The organism is Psychroserpens algicola (genome assembly GCF_014526325.1).
In the GTDB taxonomy this organism is placed as follows: Bacteria; Bacteroidota; Bacteroidia; order Flavobacteriales; family Flavobacteriaceae; genus Psychroserpens; species Psychroserpens algicola.
The window spans coordinates 98,488-118,909 of the sequence record NZ_JACNMJ010000005.1; the positions used below are offsets into that span (position 1 = coordinate 98,488).

A 20,422-nucleotide genomic window follows, 5' to 3' on the forward strand; every position below is an offset into this window, starting at 1 on the left:
TCTTTAAGTTGACATAAAATTAAAAAACTAACTAATTAACTAAAATTTTCTTAGTGTAACTTCCTGTTTCTGTTTCCACCTTTATGATGTATGTTCCTGTACTAAATGTTTTCGCATCAATTTTAAGTGTCTGTTCTGACACGTATTCATCTGACGCAAATACTGATTGCCCCAGAATGGTAAAAACCTCAACATTATCAATGATCAAATTTTTCGGATTATTTATAGTGATACTTTCGTCTTCATTATCATAAAATACTTGTAATGTATCGTCATCTACTTCAGCGGTCTCAACACTAAGTGATTCTGGAATACTAAATACAATCTCAAAGCGACTTAAGTATACACCTTGTCCTGAATTAAAACTATAGACTCCGCTTTTTAAATCATGGTATATTCCTAAATCAATATCATGTAAATAAATTTGCATTGGATCAACAACATTTTCAATTTTATCTAATGAAATTTTTTGTTCACCTGAGGAAGATAAATTTACTCCTAAAGGCAGTACGGTTTGACTGGTCAATGCATTGATACCTTGAATGACATATTTAGTATCATTGATTAACCAATACATATCATCAACTTGGTTATCATATAACTCAGCATCGTAACCCCAATCGTAACCAGCAGATGCATTCTCATCGACTGTAATCAATATTTTTCTTTTGTAAGTGGTTGCAGACTCAAAAACCAAACGCATTTTTAATCGCGTGTCTTCTTCTCCATTTACATCTTGATTAGTTTGAGCTGTATCAGATCCATCGGTACGCATAAAAACTGAAGAACTTCCAGCTTCTGTTACAAACACACGCTGATCATTATTAAACTTAATTGTACCTGTGTTTTCACCAACAACAAAGAATCCTTGTCCTACCGGTATATATCGACCAGGCAGTTTTGTTCCTATTAAACTTGTTTGATCTACATCAGGATCTGCAGTTCCAAAAGCTACAGCTGGCACTGCTCCTGCCAGGTTATAAGTTGCATATCCGCCTTGATATTCGGCTAACACATGAGAACCTCCTCCCCAATGTTCCCAGAAATAAAGTGTTCCGGTGGTATTTCCCGGCGCATCAATGGTAGGCGCATTATCGAGAATAAACTGGTGAGCATCTATTGCTGAAGCATAAGGGTTACCTATTAAGTAATCATTCCCAGCATTTAGTGGCAATGTAATATCACCATTATTAGGCTTTCCTTTTACGACATAATTTTGTTCTAAGGAGACATTTCCGGAGGTATTAGCAATACCTTTCATTGTAAATCCTTCTCCAGGTTTCATAACTCCAGTACTTCTAACATGTTGCCATGCCGAATAATCATCATCGGGTTGATTAGCGAATTTCCATATCCAGTAATCAGCGATGCCAATAGGTGAACCTGAAGTTCCATCATAACCATTGGTAATAAAATTAATACCAATAGGAGACGACGGGTTAGTACCATCTTTAAACGTATTTTTTATTGCATAATTTGTGTTATTAGCAGATGTACTTGGTGCTCCAACAGGTGACGACCAGTAATTATAGGTATACTTATCTCGCGTTCCCTGTTGATCTTTTTCTAACTGTCCGGCACTTGTTACATCTAAATCACTGTCTAGTGTTTGGATTAATTGAGATTCTCCATTTAAATCGATATCACCATCTAGTTTTAAATAATGCGTTACTGTTAAACCATTACCAGTATGCAAAGCATTATCTCCAGATACTGTAATGGTATTCGACTCAACAAATAGCCCGAGTAAGGATCTGTTTTTGTTATTAACACTCGTATTATCCATAGTAATATTGTGAGATGTCTCTACAATATTCCAATCTACATTAAGGCTGGTATTGACTATAGATTTAGCTCCAGGGATAGGCTGAATAGTACCATTTTCCCAAGAAGAACTTGAATCCCAACTTCCGTTTTGTGTCGATATATATGGTAATGGAGCTGTTTGAATGTCAATTGAACTGTTTGGTACATTATATAATCTTCCGTTTTTTGATACTTGAGAAGATTTATTAAACAGGCAATTTCCTCTCACATGCGAAAATGGCATATACAATTCTAAACTATTCCATGGGACTGTAGCCACTTCATTTTTAGTTGGTGAAACACCCATTTTCTCAAAATATGAACCTGTAACAGTATTAGACTTATTTTCTATCTCTTGATTCATTATAAATCGTAATTGATCTAAAGATAAATCTGTATTAAATATTCGCACTTCATCTATATCTCCATCAAAAAACCTTCCTGGAATATCACCTGAAGCACCAATCAATAATGGTTGACTAGATGAACCTGGCTGCGCTTTTACTCGTGATCTTGCCAGAATACCATCAATGTATAAGCTAATAGTTGTACCATCATAAATGGCAGCTACATGATGCCATTTTCCAATAGGTACGACAGCATTTGTACTAACAGTTTGATAGGTATTGGTAAGTGATCTCCACGACATTTCTAAACGTCCTGAAGCATCTAATTTAAAATCATAACCCTGACTATTAGTTGCATTTCGTTTTCCTAAAATGGATGTGTTATTTGAATTTGAGGTTCTGTTAATCCAAGCAGAAACAGTAAACCCTGTTGGGTTTAAATCAAAATTATCTCCTAAATCAACATAGTTCGAAGTTCCTGTAAAATTAAAATGATAAGAATCTTGTAATTCCTCTAATTTTGCTAAGGTAAAATAATCACCATCCTCTAAGTTTAGACCTGTAAAAGTAACTGTTTTTGTAGATGAATTATAAGTTCCTGTTATGTTCTTATAATTTGACAAATCACTGTTCTTAGATACAATCATTTCTAAATCTGAACTTCCAGAAATACTCCATTGGCTCAAATCAAAATCTAATTTGATGGTTCCGACATCATTAGAACTTTCTCGGGCTTTCCATATTCTACCAATTGTAGAAGTGATTCTTTCTGGCACAGAAGCAGATTGAAGACTTACTTGAACGCCATTATTTCCAACTAATAAATAATCTCTATCATTAGAAATACTGCCCGATTCATCTTCCATAGTTAAAACAGAAGTTTCTTTAGTAATCTCTGCTACGTGGACACTCTTTGATTTTAATTGTAATAGTCCTGAATTATCATCTCGTGCGATACCAAATACATTATAACCAAATCCAGCATTATCAGAACCCGTCCAGGCATACGCATTATTTGAAAGCACATAGTCGTTACTTGTTCCTGAATATCCAAATGTTGTCGTGTGATTTGGAGAGTTTTCCCATCGGTAATATTCGTCATTATAGCCAAGAGTAATACCATATTTGATAGCCATATAGGTTTCAACCTTTTGCCTTTCCATTGCTGACAAAGCTCTGTCATAAACTATAATTTCTGCAACTCTACCTTGAAGCAGGTTACCAACATCAGTATTGTTAGAGTTTCTTCGTCCACCAATTATAACATCCATATTTGTGGTTTCTCCAGTTCCAAAACCTGCATCACCATCAGTATATGTTGTTAAGGGATCTAAATAGCCATTAACGTATTTTTTAATTTTTCCGGTCGCTTCATTTGGGTCATTTGCTAATGAAGCACCATTAATATCAACAACCAAAGATGAAATTTTCGGATCGTTTCTCGCATGTGTTATTCCGTAGTTAATCCCACTATTTGGATCACCTTGACCCGTTCCTGAAGTTCTTGCCAAAGTATAATGAACCACTCGATCACGATCTCCCAACCACAATTGGTAACTTCTGCTACTACTTGTTGCTCGAGATAATATGGTTCCTGCTCCGCTTTGATCTGTTAAAAAGGCGGCAAAGATAGACATACTCGAAGGGTTAGTAATACCAGCATCTGGTGATGGTGTCACATCTAAACCAGTACCTGAAACCGATGCAGTTGCAATTTTCATATACTCACCTCCACTTCTTGTAAACCTTAAAGCTGGATTAAAATTAATAGCATTAGTAAGATATGTTGGACCATTAGTAGATCCTTTAACGACACTAAATGAGTTTCCAGAATTATCACCCCAACTAGTAACACGTTGATTGTTAGTAGTTGTACTGGTAGAGGCATCGGCTTTCATCCAAAGTTGTAATTGAGTACTTACACTACCTGGTGAGGCTGGAACAACGACTGAAGCTGATGGAAAAGTTTGAGATGCATCTTGTGCAAACGCAACAATAGCATTAAAGGTTAAAAACCAGATTAGAACTACAAACTTTGTAATCACTGACCTTCCAAAATTGTTAATCATTTTCATAATAATAGTTTTTTATTGATGTGTCGCATCAATTGTCAAGTAAAATCTCCCTTACTTTTATATTTTAAATATTAAATATCATTTTTATATTCTCAACTACAATAGCTAAAACATAATGAGGGAACTTACTTTCTATTATGAAAAGTAATTTGGATTAATTTCGATATTGAAAAATAATTATGAAAGTAGAATACCAGATTTATGGCATACGTTAAGATAAAATTTTCAGGAATTTCTGCATTATACAGACAAGAAAGTATTTAACATAACGTTACAGCAATTGCTGTTTTAAAATAGGTATTTTAGTTTCATAGGCTTGGGGCCAAATATTTCATTGTATGATTTAGGGTACAATGTCAATATCTTTGTAAAATTATACTTACACTAAACAAACATAGTTAAAATATCGATTAAACGCATAATAAATTCGACGAAATACACAAAAAAGTTATTTTTAACGTTGAAACACATTATCTTAAATGGTATAAATTATATCTTGAAAACTGAAAAACCTATATATTTACCCTTTAAATATTCTTGAGATACTAATTTTAAACTGAAATGGAACATTACTTTAAAACCGAAACAGAATGGAGAGTATGGCTTGATAAAAACCATGACAGTTCAAAAGGGATTTATTTAATTTTTTATAAAGTTGAAAACGAGGAAACATCTATGCGTTGGGAAGAAGCTGTAAAAGTAGCATTATGTTATGGATGGATCGATTCTACAGTTAAGAGCTTAGGTGGCGGCAAACGCAAACAATATTTTTGTCCGAGAAAACCCAAAAGTGTCTGGAGCGCTTTAAATAAAAAGCATTTAATTGATCTTAAAAATAATAACTTAATGCATGAAAGCGGACTCAAATCTATTGAAGTTGCTAAACAAAATGGCAGTTGGACCGCTCTTGATGCTGTTGAAAAAGGGATTATTCCTGAAGCGTTACAAGAAGCTTTTGATCACCATCCTGAGGCCTTTAAAAATTTTAACAACTTTGCACCTTCCTATAGAAAAGGTTATCTCTATTGGTTAAATCAAGCGAAACGAGAAACGACACGTGAAAAGAGAATTTCAGAAATTATCAAACTCTGTAAAGCCAATATTAAGAGTAGATCGACTTGGTAATCTTGATTTTTGTATTAACGTCTCCTTAAGAGATTATTAGTAGTAAATGTTTTAGATTCGTAGTTTGTATCGTACGATGAAAAATAAATCCTTAGCAAAATCTACACGTTGGTATCGCAAATCACATCGCTTGGTTGCTATTCCTTTATTACTTTTTATTATCGTGATGAGTATCACAGGTCTGCTCTTAACTTGGAAAGATCAATTAGGATTTAAACCCTCAGCAGCTTACATAGAATCTGAAAAAAGACCTTTAATTTCTTTAGCTGACATTGAACAGAATGCCATAGCTTATATAGACAGCTTAAAACTCTCCAACGATATCAACAGAATAGATTACAGACCAAAAAAAGGGATTGCAAAAGTTAGATTTGAAGACCATTTCACCGAACTGCAAATCGATTGCTATACAGGTGCTGTTATTTCTGAAAAAACAAGAACTGCAGATCTTATTGAAATGATACACGATGGTTCTATTGTTGATAATGTATTCAATTCTGAAGGCAACCCAACAAAGTTATTTTACTCTACACTTATTTCTCTAGGCTTGTTGTTTCTTGCGTTTAGCGGATTTTGGTTATGGTTAAAACCCAAACAAATAAGAAAAAACAAAGCCAAAACGACTTAAGCCATCCCATCGTTTAAATTACAAACCACTGATATAACTGCCGTAAGGATCCTTAAACTGAAGGCCTTCCGTGAAACGGTATTTGCTTAATTGCTTAAATTCTACTAAAGCCCAAAGCACAAATTCTTTTACAAAATAGCTTTCTTCAGGTTTTAAATTAGGCTGATATTCGCCTAGTAAATCATCTAAAGGTGACACTGCATCTAATAAAGATTTATATACTTTATCTCTCGAATCGTCTAAAAGCTCAAATCCATCTTGCTGATTAAAAAACCAAGACACAATCGCATCATAAGGCGTTTCTTCATCGTCTTTTTTCAGCTTTTCTATCTTCGGAAAAAATTCTGGAAACAAACTTTTTACGGCTTCTCCAATCAAGTTGTAAGCTACCATGGCAGCACCTTCTTGTTCGCCTTCGTAAACCAGTTCGACTTTTCCTGTAATAGAAGGAATAATCCCAACAAAATCACTCAATCGCACTGTCGTTTTAGCATCTCCAGATATTAAAGCTCGACGCTCGGCTGTACTTAATAAATTCTCCAAAGCCGTAATACTTAAGCGGGCACTGACGCCACTTTTTGCATCTATGTATTCGCTTTCACGGGCTTCAAAAACGATTTGTTCTAATAGATCTCTAGCTAAATCTGGAACCATAACCATGGTGTTCTGGCTCTCAACTAATTTTGCTTCTTGTGCTGTGATTAATTTGGCGGTTTCAATATCGATAGGATAATGGGTTAAAATCTGACTACCAATCCTATCTTTTAGAGGTGTAACGATGCTACCTCTATTGGTATAATCTTCAGGGTTTGCCGTAAATACAAATTGCACATCTAAAGGCAAACGTAACTTGAACCCACGAATTTGAATATCTCCTTCTTGTAAAATATTAAATAAAGCCACTTGAATTCTTGCCTGTAAATCGGGAAGTTCATTAATGACAAAAATGCAACGGTTAGCTCTCGGAATCATCCCATAATGAATCACACGATCATCGGCATAACTCAGTTTTAAATTGGCAGCTTTTATAGGGTCAACATCACCAATTAAATCGGCAACAGTCACATCTGGAGTTGCTAATTTTTCGGCAAAACGCTCGCTTCTGTGTAACCATGCTATAGGTGTATCATCTCCTTTTTCCGCAAGTAATTCGGTAGCAAAGCGTGATATAGGTTGAAACGGGTCGTCATTAATTTCGGAACCTGCGATATACGGAATATAATCATCCAAAAAATTCAGCATCAAACGTGCAAGACGTGTTTTTGCTTGTCCGCGAAGTCCTAACAAATTAATATTATGTCGCGACAAAATCGCACGTTCTAATTCTGGAATGACTGTGTTTTCATAACCATGAACACCCTCAAAAGCGGTTTCATTATTTTTTATTTTCGCTATTAAATTATCACGTAGCTCATCTTTTATAGATTTCGACTGATAACCTGATGCTTTTAGTTCTCCAAAGGTTTTTATTGTTTCTATATTCATGTTTTAATACCTATCTAGTTTATATTTCTCAATTGCTCTTCTCTTAAATTTAAGAGGAGAATGAATTTTGATGTTATCCTTTTATTCGTTTTTTTCTGTTGGTTTCATAATCTTCAAAAATCATTTCTCCCAAACCTTTTAGCCCTGTGTAAAACGCCTTTCCTTGATTAGCTCTGGTAAATTCCTGAACAAACTGCATCAAATAGTGATCTTGCGCAATCATAAACGTGGTAATCGGAATATGCAGTTTTCTGGCTTGCTGCGCCATAGCATAGCACTTGTTGGTGATGTAAGGATTGAGTCCGTTGCTATCTTTATAATATTGACCATCAGGTAAACGCAAGCAACTGGGTTTGCCATCGGTAATCATAAAAATTTGTTTATTGGTATTGCGTTTTCTTCGGAGTAAATCCATCGCCAATTGCAAACCAGCAACCGTATTCGTGTGATACGGACCAACTTTTAAATAAGGTAAATCCTTAATTTCAATTTGCCAGGAATCATTTCCGAAGACAATTATATCTAACGTATCTTTTGGATACCGCGTTGTGATGAGTTCGGCCAGAGCCATGGCTACACGTTTGGCTGGTGTGATACGATCTTCGCCATACAAAATCATACTATGGCTTATATCAATCATTAAAACGGTACTCATCTGAGATTTATGCAAGGTTTCTTCAACGACCAGATCATCTTCTGTTAGGCTAAAGTTTCCAATACCATGATTAATTTGTGCATTTCTTAAACTTTCGGTCATCGACACTTTATCTAAGGCGTCGCCAAATTGATACGCTCTAAAATCTCCTGTATGCTCGTCTCCTATTCCCGGACTCTTACTCTTGTGGTTTCCTTGTCCGCTACGCTTAATCTTTCCGAAAATATGTTCTAAAGCCTGTTGCCTGATAGCGCGTTCGGTTTTAGCAGTTATGGCCATTCCTCCATTACCATCGGGATCAATAGTTTCTTTGATATACCCTTTCTTTTTAAGGTCTTCGATAAAATCTTCTATGGTGTATTCTGCTGTAGTGAGCTTGTACTCTTTATCCAATTCACGAAGCCAAGAAATTGCTTCATCAAAATCACCTGAAGTATGGGTGATTAACTCCTTAAAAATTTCAAAAAGTGTCTCAAAAGGAGATAAATCAGGTGCTTTGTAAGCGGTAAAAGAAAAGCCTTTTCTAAAATTATTGTTTTGTGTCATAGCTCTATAAAAATACAACTATTACTATTCAATTTTAATAAAGTTTTTATAAAACTATTCGACGCGTTTTAATTTTTGAAGATTCTCAATTTTAATCTGTTTTCCTTGTGTAGAAATTAAGCCTTCTTTTTTAAACTGAGAGATAATGCGAATGGCTGATTCGGTTGCAGTTCCGACAATATTAGCGTAATCTTCTCGAGATAAGTTAATCGCTAAAAAACCTTGGTCATCAACACCAAAATGTTCACTGATATACACAAAAACATCAGCTAATCTGTTTTTAACCGATTTTTGGGCCATGTCTACAATCACATTATCAGACTCTTTTAAATCGTGAGCCATTTGTTGCAACATGTCTAAGGTAAACTTTGTGTTTTTTTGAAGGTCGCTCATAATTTCATGCTTCGGAATAAAGCAAACTTCCATATCGTTAAGTGCTACAGCACTCAAATTTGCCGACTCCTCTCCTACTAAAGACCGTTGTCCTAGCAAATCACCTTTGACAACGAGTTTTACTATTTGATCTCTTCCATTAGAACTCAACTTTGATAATTTACAAACTCCATCTTTAACACAAAACACGCCATTTATGGTATCACCTTCTTCAAAAATGACTTCGCCCTTTTTAATAATTCGCGAAGTTTTACAACCAGATATGCGAACCAACTCCTCTTTTGTTAACGCTTTTAGAGAATTAAATTGTCTAATTATACATTGTTCGCATTTACTCATAGTTGAATTTTAAATCCTAGGTAAAAATAATCAAAACATGACAAAAATCATATTTTAAGAGGCCTTCATTTTCAACCTTTGTAAAAGGTATAAATGAGCAAAAAATTATGGAAAAACTAACGTGTTTCCACTGTGGTGATCCTTGTGATTCTACCATAATCACATCTAATGACAAACACTTTTGTTGCAAAGGTTGTAAGACGGTTTATGAAATTTTTTCAGAACATGATTTAAGCTGTTACTACGATTTGCAAACATCGCCAGGTGCAGCTCCTAAAGAAATTCAGGGGAAATATGATTTCTTAACTCAGGCTAATATCATTGAAAAACTCACCGAATTTAATGACGGAAACTTACAAATCGTCACTTTATATATTCCGCATATCCACTGTAGTTCGTGTATCTGGATTTTAGAAAACCTCAATAAATTAAATCCGCACATTACCTCCTCTCAAGTAAACTTCGGAAAAAAGACGGTGAGGATTACTTATAATTCTGAACACCTATCGCTCAAAGAGGCTGTGTTGCTTTTAAGTACTATCGGTTATGAACCTTATATTTCATTAGATGATTATAAAACAGGTCAGCAAAATGTGAACAGGAGTCTGATTTACAAATTAGGAATTGCTGGTTTTGCCTTCGGAAATGTGATGTTTTTATCCTTTCCCGAATATTTTGAAGTTGGAGAATTCTGGTTAGAACAGTACAAGCATTTATTTCGCTGGCTTATGTTTGCCTTCTCAATTCCAGTAGTGTTTTATGCTGGTCGCGATTATTTTATTTCAGCTTATAAAGGTTTAGGTGCTAAACTTCTCAATATTGATGTTCCGATTGCTTTAGGCATCGCCGTATTGTTTATTAGAAGTACCGTTGAAATTAGTTTTGATTTAGGTTCAGGATTTTTTGATAGTCTTACTGGTCTGGTCTTCTTTTTATTACTCGGTAAGTTTTTTCAGCAAAAAACCTATTCATTTTTATCCTTTGAACGCGATTACAAATCCTATTTTCCTATTGCAGTTACTACAATGGATTCTAATAATGAAGAAACCTCAACTCAGGTCTATGACATAAAAAAAGGAGACCGATTGCTAATTCGAAATGAAGAATTGATTCCTGTAGATGGCATTTTAATTAAAGGAAAAGCGAGAATTGATTACAGCTTTGTAACTGGCGAATCTGAAACGATTAGCAAAACTTCTGGAGAAAAGCTCTTTGCTGGAGGAAAACAAACCTCTGGCGTGATTGAAATGGAAGCTCTAAAATCTGTGGAGCAAAGCTATCTCACGCAATTGTGGAGTAATGATGTATTCAGTAAAAATAAAGAAGATGGTTTTACAACATTAACAAATAAAATCAGTAAACGTTTTACCATTACTATTTTAAGCATCGCTGTAATTGCTACTTCTTATTGGTTATTTTCTAATGCTTCTAAAGCCATGAATGTATTTACAGCCGTTTTGATTATTGCCTGTCCTTGTGCCATCGCATTATCGGCACCTTTTACCTTCGGAAATTTGCTGCGCATCTTCGGAAAGTTAAAATTTTATGTCAAAAACGCTTCAGTCATCGAGCAATTAGCTAGTATAAACACTATAATTTTTGATAAAACCGGAACCATAACCTCCAACAAAAAAAGTAATGCAACTTATGAAGGTATTGCTTTAAATCCTTCCGAAGAAAGTCTGCTAAAAAATACGCTTCGAGGTTCAAATCATCCGCTGAGCAGAACCCTCTACGAGATTCTGGATGCCCACAACATTATTACTCTCAATCATTTTGAAGAACATCTTGGTAAAGGTATTGAAGCAACACACAATAACGATCATATTAAAATTGGTTCGGCAAGTTTTGTAGGCGCTACAGAAACGTCTGTATTAAATACGACTGTTCATGTGAGCACCAATAATCAATACAAAGGAAAATTCACCTTTTACAATAAGTATAGAAAAGGGCTTTCTAAACTATTTAACAGGCTCAAAAAAGAGTATGATCTGGTTATTCTTTCTGGAGATAATGAAGGTGAATTAGAAAATCTCAAAAAGCTATTACCCTCAAAAACAAAATTGATTTTTAATCAGAAACCAAACGACAAATTAGAGTACATCAAATATCATCAAACCGAAGGTGCCAAAGTACTTATGATTGGTGACGGACTTAATGATGCAGGTGCTTTAGCGCAAAGTAATGTTGGTATTGCACTTTCTGAAAATGTCAACGTGTTTTCACCTGCTTGCGATGCCATTCTGGACGCCTCAAAATTTAATCAATTACATGCATTTATAAAGGCTTCAAAAAGCGCTATAAAAATTATTAAATGGAGTTTTTTACTGTCTTTCATTTATAATAGCATTGGTCTTTATTTTGCCGTTACTGGGCAATTAGCACCTGTAATTGCCGCCATTTTAATGCCTTTAAGTTCTATTAGCATTGTTGTGTTTACGACCATTGCTACCAATCTTTTGGGTCGGAGAATGAATGTATAAAAAATAGTTTTTAAACATGACTTATATCATGTTTTAAGAATCTATTCAAACGTAATTTTGAACCATAACTTCTAATAGGTATGAGTGTTATATATGTTTTGTTAAGTATCAGCATTAGTGTTGCTATTGTTTTTTTTGTGGCGTTTATAACGGCAGTTAAAAAAGGACAATTTGATGACGGCTATACACCTTCTGTTAGAATGCTTTTTGAAGACGAGCTTGTTAAAGAGCAACAAAAACCATCTGTTAAAATAAAAAAGACTAATTAAATTATTATGGAAGTTCAACAATTTAAATACGATAACAAAATCGTAAAAAATTTCCTCTATGCAACCATGCTTTGGGGAGTAGTAGGAATGTTAGTAGGTTTATTACTGGCGTTCTTGTTTTTATTCCCTAACCTTACCGACGGTATCTCGTGGCTTAGTTTTGGGCGTTTAAGACCATTGCATACCAATGCTGTCATTTTTGCCTTTGTTGGAAATGCTATTTTTGCGGGTGTATATTACTCTTCACAACGGTTGCTAAAAGCCAGAATGTTTAGTGATACATTGAGCAAAATCAATTTTTGGGGCTGGCAGCTTATAATTGTAGGCGCAGCAATCACACTTCCTCTAGGGTATACAACATCTAAAGAATATGCCGAATTAGAATGGCCTTTTGATATTGCCATCGCAGTAATTTGGGTTGTTTTTGGCTGGAACCTTATCGGTACCATCTTAAAAAGAAGACAACGTCATTTATACGTAGCTATTTGGTTTTACCTAGCAACATTTGTTACTGTGGCTGTTCTTCACATTTTTAATAGTTTAGAATTACCCGTTAGCGGTATGAAAAGTTATTCAGTATATGCCGGTGTGCAAGATGCTTTGGTACAATGGTGGTATGGTCATAATGCCGTTGCATTCTTCTTAACAACTCCATTTTTAGGTTTGATGTATTATTTTGTTCCTAAAGCTGCGAACAGACCTGTTTATTCTTACAGACTATCTATAGTTCACTTCTGGTCTTTGATATTTATTTATATCTGGGCTGGACCACATCACCTATTATATACGGCTCTTCCTGGATGGGCACAAAATCTGGGTGTTGCTTTTTCAGTTATGCTTTTAATGCCGTCTTGGGGAGGAATGATTAACGGACTCCTTACACTACGTGGTGCTTGGGATAAAGTACGTACTGATCCTGTTTTAAAATTTATGGTCGTTGCCATTACTGGTTATGGGATGGCCACATTTGAAGGACCGATGTTATCTCTAAAAAGTATGAATGCCATGGCGCATTTTACAGACTGGATTATTGCTCATGTGCATGTTGGAGCCTTAGCATGGAATGGGTTCTTAACCTTTGGTATGATTTATTACTTAGTTCCTAAACTTTTCAAAACAAAATTACATTCTATAGCGTTGGCTAATGCTCACTTCTGGATTGGGACTTTAGGTATCATTTTTTATGCATTACCTATGTATGTTGCCGGATTTACACAATGGGCAATGTGGAAACAATTTAATCCAGATGGAACTTTAGTATATGGTAATTTTCTGGAAACTGTAACTGAAATCATACCAATGTACTGGATGCGTGCTATTGGTGGTACATTATTTCTTACTGGAATGATTATCATGATTGTTAACGTCATCATCACCATAAAAAATGGTAGTAAAGTACATGATGAACTAGCAGAAGCTGCAGCTTTAAAACGAGTATCAAAAAGACGTGTTGCTGGAGAAGGATGGCATACATGGTTAGAGCGTAAACCAATCAAATTAACGATTTATGCTACTATAGCTATTCTTATTGGTGGTATTGTTCAAATTGTTCCTACGCTATTAGTCAAATCTAATATCCCAACAATTACAAGTGTTAAACCATATACACCATTAGAACTTGAAGGAAGAGATATATACATTAGAGAAGGTTGTGTAGGCTGCCACTCTCAAATGGTGCGTCCTTTTAGAAATGAAGTAGAGCGCTATGGTGAATACTCTAAAGCTGGTGAGTTTGTTTATGATCATCCATTCCTTTGGGGAAGTAAACGTACCGGACCTGATTTACATCGTGTAGGTGGTAAATACTCCGACAACTGGCATCTAAACCATATGTATGATCCGCAAAGCACTTCATCGGGATCTATAATGCCTTCTTATAAATGGTTAATTAAAAATGAGCTTGATACATCTCAAATCGAAGCTAAAATGAGAGCTATGGTATCACTTGGTGTTCCTTATACCGAAGAAGAGATTTTAAATGCGCAACAATTAATGTTAGAACAAGGCACACAAATAGAACAGAATCTGTATACAGATCCAGATTTTGCAAAAACCTATGAAGCTGATAAAAAAGCTGGAGGTGATGCATTTATAGAAATGCGAAACAGAGAAATTGTAGCTATCATAGCTTATTTACAACGACTTGGAACAGACATCAAAGTTAAAGACCAAGACGTATCAACAACTCAAAACTAACACGTTATGCTAAAATTTGTAAAAAATCATATGGAAAGCATCACAGGTATAGAAATCTATCCTTTGATCTCCTTACTCATATTTTTCAGTTTTTTCGTCATCCTTTTCTGGTGGGTAATTACTGCAAAAAAAGACTATATCACAACGGTGAGTCAAATTCCTTTAGATAATCAAAACACTACAGATTTATGAGACAGATACCATCATGGATAAGAGTACCTCTTGTATTTTTTATCATTTTCGGACTTACAGAATATGTTATCGATTCGGGTGATGAACCCGCTTTTATAGCTGAACCTTTAATTGGACTATTCTTACTACTCGTATTTCTGATTCTTGTAGCTATAGAAGCGATTGTTGGTGCTCTCGATAATATCTTATATCAAAGCTTAGACGAAGCTGCCAAAGCCAGATATGAAGCAAGACGAAATGCGCCTTCTAAAATTTTGAATTGGATCAACAAAACATACACTAAACTTGTTGGAACGAAACCTATTGAAGAAGAACATGATCTTGTACTGGACCATAATTACGATGGCATAAAAGAATTAGACAATGATTTACCACCATGGTGGTTATATGGGTTTTATGCCTCTATCATTTTTGGAGCTGTGTATTTAGCAAGATTTCACATTTTTAGTGGTGAAAATCAATTTCAAGAATTAGAAGCCGAAATCGCTCAAGCTCAAATAGAAATAGAAGAATATAAAAAAACAGCTAAAGATCTTGTCGACTTTAATACTGTAACTGTTTTAACTGAAGCCTCAGATATTGCCAACGGAAAATCCATTTTTGAAACCAATTGTATCGCTTGTCATAAAGTTGATGGTGGTGGCGGAATTGGTCCTAACCTTACTGATAAACACTGGATTTTAGGAGGAGGCATAAAAAATGTATTTAAAACCATTTCTGAAGGTGGACGTGATGGAAAAGGTATGATTGCCTGGAAACAGAGTTTAAAACCTTCGGAAATCGCACAAGTTGCAACCTATGTATTACAATTTGAAGGCACGACTCCTGCAGAACCTAAGGCTCCAGAAGGTGAGATTTGGATTGACGAAGAAGCACCAGTTAAGGATATCCCTACTGAAGCTATTGAAGTTAAAACAGACTCTGTAATTACCATAGAAGAACATTAAAAATGGAAACACCCAATAACGAAAGTTTTAGAGACACCATCGGAACAGTTACCGATGAAGGAAAACGTGCTTGGGTGTATCCTAAAAAACCAAGCGGACGTTATTATGAAAAGCGCAAAATCGTTAGTTATGGTCTTCTTATATTTTTATTCGCCGCACCATTTATAAAAATTAATGGCAATCAGTTTTTACTGTTTAATGTATTAGAACGTCGTTTTAATATTTTCGGGTTTCCGTTCTGGCCACAAGACTTTCATTTGTTTGTCATTTCAATGCTAATTGGTGTCATTTTCGTCACCTTATTTACTGTTGGCTTTGGTCGTATTTTCTGTGGATGGATTTGTCCGCAAACCATATTTATGGAAATGGTATTTCGAAGAATTGAATATTGGATTGATGGTGATAGAAACAAGCAGAGAAAGCTGGATAAACAAAAATGGGACGCAGAAAAAATTAGAAAGCGACTACTAAAATGGTTTGTCTTTTTAGTGATTTCATTTCTTATTGCAAATATCTTTTTGGCCTACCTAATTGGAAGCGACAAACTCTTAAAGTACATCACAGATGGTCCTTTTGAGCATTTAGGCACTCTGTTTCCGCTTATTATTTTTACAGCTGTATTTTACTTTGTGTTTGCCTGGTTTAGAGAACAGGTTTGCATTATCGCTTGTCCGTACGGACGCTTACAAGGTGTATTACTCGACAATAAATCTATTGTAGTCGCCTACGATCATAAAAGAGGTGAAGGCGATAATGGACGTAAAAAGTTTAGAAAAAATGAAGACCGTCAGGCACTTGGTCATGGCGATTGTATTGATTGCTTACAATGCGTTCATGTATGTCCTACAGGCATAGATATTAGAAATGGAACACAACTAGAGTGTGTGAACTGTACAGCTTGTATTGACGAATGTGATCATATTATGGAAAGTATTAACCTTCCTAAAGGTTTGATTCGATATGCGAGTGAGGACAATATTGAGAAGAAAAAGAAATTTCAATTTACACCCAGACTTAAAGGTTATACTGCTGTTTTGGTGATTTTAATTGGCGTTTTATCTGGTATGCTTCTCCTTAGAAATGATGTAGAAGCAAGAATATTAAGACTTCCTGGACAATTATATGAACATAAAGGAGAGGACATTATCAGCAATGTCTTTACCTATAAATTGATTAACAAAACTACTGATACGATATCTGATGTTAGTTTCAAATTACGCCATTATAAAGGAGATATAAAACTGGTATCGACATCAGAAAAATTTATGGTGCCAGCACAAGGTTTAGCAGAAGGCACACTATTTATTGAAATTGATAAAAAGGAACTTAAAGGTGATAAAAACAAGCTTTTAATTGAAGTATATAACAACAATGAATTGATTGAAACAACAACGGTTAATTTTTTAGGACCGAGAAGTTATAATTGATACCTATTGAGCATAAAAAGACAATCGCATTAAGGATTGAAACGGCATCCTTTTTATTTGAGGACTGAGCGCAGTCGAAGACAGCAAATAAAAAGATACAGTAGAAAGCCTGACCCTTTTGATTGGAATGAGAAAGGGTAATGCACAACAAATAATTAATAATGAGATCCTGAAACAAGTTCAGGATGATCAAATAAATAAGGATATGAAACTAAATTGGGGAACAGGAATTGTACTGGCATTTATAGGCTTTATTAGCTTTATCATGTATTTCGTAATAAATATGAATACCGTTAAAAAATATGACACATCATTAGTAACTGAGAATTATTATAAAGCCGAATTAGAATATCAAAATGATATTAATAAGGAAACTAATGCTAAAGAATTAACCACAAATATCACTTGGAAAAGAACCGAACAAGGTTTAGAAATTTCGTTTCCTGAAACCATGGAGGCTAATCAGATTACAGGAAAAGTGTTCCTATATAGACCATCTAATGAACATGTAGACTTTGAAACTGCAATTTCATTGTCTCACCACAATTTGCTCATACCTGACAAGCGTTTGTTAGATGGTCGTTGGAACATTAAAGTGGACTGGCAATATAACGGAAAATCATATCTCTACAAAAAAGAAATCGTTTACTAAAATCATGCTTTGGTCTGCACTCATATTTGGTCTTTTAGGTAGCTTTCACTGCGTTGGCATGTGTGGCCCTATTGCTTTTATGCTTCCTGTAGACAGAACTAATTCGATAAATAAGTTGGTTCAAATTTTCTCTTATCACTTCGGAAGGCTCATGGCTTACGGACTTATCGGACTTGTTTTTGGCTTAGTAGGTAAAGGGTTATATCTCTTCGGAATACAGCAACAGTTATCTATAGTTATTGGGGTTTTAATGATTGCTGTCGTGTTGATTCCTGTGCAAACTTTTAACACATATAACTTTTCTAAACCCATACACAGAGTCATTTCAAAAGTTAAATCGGCGTTGGGACAAGCTTTAAAAAAGAAAACAGCTGACACCTTTTTAACCATTGGATTTTTAAACGGGTTTTTACCTTGCGGATTAGTATATATGGCTGTTTTTGCTTCTTTAGCCATGCAGAATGCTGCACAAGGAAGCTTGTACATGATGTTGTTTGGCTTGGGAACTATACCATTAATGACCACAGCGATTTACCTGGGTAAGTTTTTAAATTCTGGCATCAAACAACGCATTCAAAAAGCAATTCCTGTGTTTGTGATCATCATAGGAATCTTATTTATTATTCGCGGTATGGGATTAGGGATTCCTTACGTATCGCCTGCACCATTTACAGATATGGCTTCCAGTACGATTGAGTGTCATTAATGACATATATCATAGTTTTTATACATCATTCTTGGTAACTTAATGTTCAAAATTAGAAAACGATGAAAAACATTTTACTTCTTACAGATTTTTCTGACAATTCATTAAATGCGATACGTTATGCCTTGCGTTTTTTTAAATCAGACAGCTGTAATTTTTACCTGATGAATGTCTGTAAAGTCAAATCTTTTATTTCTGATGATTTGATGCTTTCGTCTCAAAACAGTATTTATGAATCTATAATTGCAGAGCCTAAAGATAAACTCAGTCAACTTATAAAAGAATTACGAGAAGAGTTTAATAATGTAGAGCTAAATTTTGAAACTATTATAGATTTTGATCTCTTTACTGATGCCATTAATCAAGCCGTCAACACAAAAGACATTGATTTTGTGGTAATGGGAAGTAATGGCATTACTGGAGCTAGCGAAATCATTTTTGGCTCTAATACAGCTAATGTCATCAGAAAAGTAAAATGTAAAACATTGATAATCCCTGAAGGCTATCGTTTTAAAAATGTAAAGGAGCTATTGTTTCCTATAACATCTGATGATGACCTAACGGAAAGCACATTAGAAGACATCGTTACCTTTATTAATTCGTATAAACTGCATACACATGTTTTACAACTTAACTCGCAAAATAATCAGGCAGAAACCATATTGTATAAACTACCCGATAGTAATTTCAAAACCATAGATGATGTGCCTGTCGAATATGCAATTTCTAGTTATCTCCAAACTAACACTATCGATTTGACCCTGTTTTTAGAACATTCGAAACCTTTTTTAGAACGGATTTTTAAGGCTTCACCTGCAAAAAACATCGCTAGTCCTTTATTAATTTTTCATACCAACTAATTCTAATCTTTAATACCTAAACCCATGATTATAAATTTAAAATCTAAAGACTGTGACTTTATTTTAAGTCATAATTATATAGGTTATTTATCTTATATCTATTTAAATAAACCTTATGTCGTTCCGATTACCTATTTTTTTAAAGATAACAGCATCATTTGTTATTCTTCTACAGGTCATAAAATAAATGCCATGCGAAAGCATCCGCATGTATCATTACAGGTGGCTTCAATTGATTCAGTATCAGAATGGAAATCTGTTTTAGTACATGGCGTTTACAACGAAATAGAAGGCAGTGAAGCCAAAGCATTACTCCATGAATTTTCTTTAGGCATTAAAGATATTATCATGAGGATTGAACAAAAAGACTTAGATTACATAAGTGAATTTTCAGCTAAAATCTATAAAGAAGACTTACCAATAGTTTTTAAAATTGAAATAGAAGGTATTACTGGAAAATTGAGAAAAAATAATTAAGTTCGTCCTATGAGTACACATATAGAAGCAAAAAAAGGTGACATTGCCGAAACCGTTTTATTACCTGGTGATCCTATGAGAGCCAAATGGATTGCAGAAACCTTTTTTGAAAATCCAAAACAATATAATGATGTACGAGGCATGTATGGATATACTGGTACTTATAAAGGGAAACGTGTTTCAGTGCAAGGAACAGGTATGGGGATTCCTTCATGTTTAATTTATTGCCATGAGCTCATCAATGATTATGGCGTTAAAAACTTAATTCGGGTTGGCTCTGCTGGCTCTTATCAAAAAGATATTCAACTCCGTGACATTGTATTGGCCATGTCTGCCTCTTCTAATTCTGGAATTAATAATTCTCGATTTATAAATGCAGATTATGCACCAACAGCAAATTTTGAACTATTTATAAAAGCTTGCGACTATGCCAAAGCGCATCATATTCCAATTAAAGCAGGCAATATTTTATCTTCTGATGAATTCTACCAAGATGACTTTGATGAATATAAAAAATGGGCCGAATTTGGTGTTTTATGTGTCGAAATGGAAACTGCAGGTTTGTATACCATAGCTGCAAAACACAATGTTAGCGCTTTATCCATACTGACCATTTCAGATTCTTTAGTTACTAATGAACACACCTCAGCAGATGAACGAGAATCAACTTTTAGTACAATGATTGAAATTGCATTAGGCACGCTAGACTACTAATAATTCTTTTTTATTCTGAAAATAATATCATACAATAACGCTCTGCAATTCTTTTAACTTTTTTGCTTCATTATCTCTTCATTTGTTTTAGTATCTTTAA

Annotated in this window: 17 protein-coding genes; 13 read left to right on the top strand and 4 right to left on the bottom strand. The window is 34.7% G+C overall.

What is annotated here, in order from left to right; all coding sequences use genetic code 11:
- Positions 1-31 precede the first annotated feature (31 nt).
- Positions 32-4,228 carry a DUF8202 domain-containing protein gene (locus H7350_RS11295; protein WP_204346034.1) on the bottom strand — a complete coding sequence of 1,399 codons (4,197 nt, stop codon included), beginning with the start codon at positions 4,226-4,228 and terminating at the stop codon, positions 32-34.
- 561 nt (positions 4,229-4,789) lie between these two features.
- Between H7350_RS11295 and H7350_RS11300 the strand changes: the two genes are divergently transcribed.
- Both H7350_RS11300 and H7350_RS11305 read left to right on the top strand, forming a co-directional pair.
- Complete coding sequence (locus tag H7350_RS11300; RefSeq protein WP_204346035.1) at positions 4,790-5,353, top strand: YdeI/OmpD-associated family protein; 564 nt, start codon at positions 4,790-4,792, stop codon at positions 5,351-5,353.
- A 76-nt stretch (positions 5,354-5,429) separates the two neighbouring features.
- Positions 5,430-5,981, top strand: coding sequence for a PepSY-associated TM helix domain-containing protein (locus tag H7350_RS11305; RefSeq protein ID WP_204346036.1), 552 nt, complete (start codon positions 5,430-5,432; stop codon positions 5,979-5,981).
- A gap of 18 nt (positions 5,982-5,999) precedes the next feature.
- Here H7350_RS11305 and H7350_RS11310 read toward each other — a convergent pair whose 3' ends face one another.
- The 3 genes from H7350_RS11310 to H7350_RS11320 form a co-directional block, all read right to left on the bottom strand.
- On the bottom strand, positions 6,000-7,466 hold the full coding sequence (locus tag H7350_RS11310) for a sigma 54-interacting transcriptional regulator (RefSeq protein WP_204346037.1): 1,467 nt from the start codon (positions 7,464-7,466) through the stop codon (positions 6,000-6,002).
- A gap of 73 nt (positions 7,467-7,539) precedes the next feature.
- A complete protein-coding gene (locus tag H7350_RS11315; protein WP_204346038.1) occupies positions 7,540-8,667 on the bottom strand; it encodes a vWA domain-containing protein in 1,128 nt (375 codons plus the stop codon).
- A gap of 54 nt (positions 8,668-8,721) precedes the next feature.
- Positions 8,722-9,399, bottom strand: a complete 678-nt coding sequence (locus H7350_RS11320; RefSeq protein WP_204346039.1) for a Crp/Fnr family transcriptional regulator — start codon at positions 9,397-9,399, stop codon at positions 8,722-8,724.
- 107 nt (positions 9,400-9,506) lie between these two features.
- On the opposite strand from H7350_RS11320, the gene H7350_RS11325 reads away from it, so the two are divergent.
- From H7350_RS11325 to deoD, 11 genes are all read left to right on the top strand, one after another.
- Positions 9,507-11,882 (top strand): heavy metal translocating P-type ATPase, encoded by a 2,376-nt coding sequence (locus H7350_RS11325; protein ID WP_204346040.1) that lies wholly within the window; start codon positions 9,507-9,509, stop codon positions 11,880-11,882.
- 80 nt (positions 11,883-11,962) lie between these two features.
- Positions 11,963-12,151 carry a cbb3-type cytochrome oxidase assembly protein CcoS gene (gene ccoS / locus H7350_RS11330; RefSeq protein WP_204346041.1) on the top strand — a complete coding sequence of 63 codons (189 nt, stop codon included), beginning with the start codon at positions 11,963-11,965 and terminating at the stop codon, positions 12,149-12,151.
- Between the two features lie 6 nt (positions 12,152-12,157).
- Entirely contained in the window at positions 12,158-14,347 is a 2,190-nt protein-coding gene (gene ccoN, locus H7350_RS11335; RefSeq protein WP_204346042.1) for a cytochrome-c oxidase, cbb3-type subunit I, read from the top strand.
- 6 nt (positions 14,348-14,353) lie between these two features.
- Positions 14,354-14,539 carry a CcoQ/FixQ family Cbb3-type cytochrome c oxidase assembly chaperone gene (locus tag H7350_RS11340; protein WP_204346043.1) on the top strand — a complete coding sequence of 62 codons (186 nt, stop codon included), beginning with the start codon at positions 14,354-14,356 and terminating at the stop codon, positions 14,537-14,539.
- Positions 14,536-15,486: a cbb3-type cytochrome c oxidase N-terminal domain-containing protein gene (locus H7350_RS11345; protein ID WP_204346044.1), complete on the top strand. Its 951-nt coding sequence runs from the start codon at positions 14,536-14,538 to the stop codon at positions 15,484-15,486. Before H7350_RS11340 ends, H7350_RS11345 begins: the two co-directional genes overlap by 4 nt.
- A 2-nt stretch (positions 15,487-15,488) precedes the next feature.
- Positions 15,489-16,913 (top strand): cytochrome c oxidase accessory protein CcoG, encoded by a 1,425-nt coding sequence (gene ccoG, locus H7350_RS11350; protein ID WP_204346045.1) that lies wholly within the window; start codon positions 15,489-15,491, stop codon positions 16,911-16,913.
- A gap of 127 nt (positions 16,914-17,040) precedes the next feature.
- Entirely contained in the window at positions 17,041-17,565 is a 525-nt protein-coding gene (locus H7350_RS11355; RefSeq protein ID WP_338105777.1) for a FixH family protein, read from the top strand.
- Between the two features lie 4 nt (positions 17,566-17,569).
- Complete coding sequence (locus tag H7350_RS11360) at positions 17,570-18,271, top strand: sulfite exporter TauE/SafE family protein (RefSeq protein ID WP_204346046.1); 702 nt, start codon at positions 17,570-17,572, stop codon at positions 18,269-18,271.
- A 62-nt stretch (positions 18,272-18,333) separates the two neighbouring features.
- Positions 18,334-19,131, top strand: coding sequence for a universal stress protein (locus tag H7350_RS11365; RefSeq protein ID WP_204346047.1), 798 nt, complete (start codon positions 18,334-18,336; stop codon positions 19,129-19,131).
- Positions 19,132-19,155: 24 nt separating this feature from the next.
- Positions 19,156-19,608 carry a pyridoxamine 5'-phosphate oxidase family protein gene (locus H7350_RS11370; RefSeq protein WP_204346048.1) on the top strand — a complete coding sequence of 151 codons (453 nt, stop codon included), beginning with the start codon at positions 19,156-19,158 and terminating at the stop codon, positions 19,606-19,608.
- Positions 19,609-19,617: 9 nt separating this feature from the next.
- Positions 19,618-20,322, top strand: a complete 705-nt coding sequence (gene deoD / locus H7350_RS11375; protein WP_204346049.1) for a purine-nucleoside phosphorylase — start codon at positions 19,618-19,620, stop codon at positions 20,320-20,322.
- The last annotated feature ends 100 nt before the right edge of the window (positions 20,323-20,422 follow it).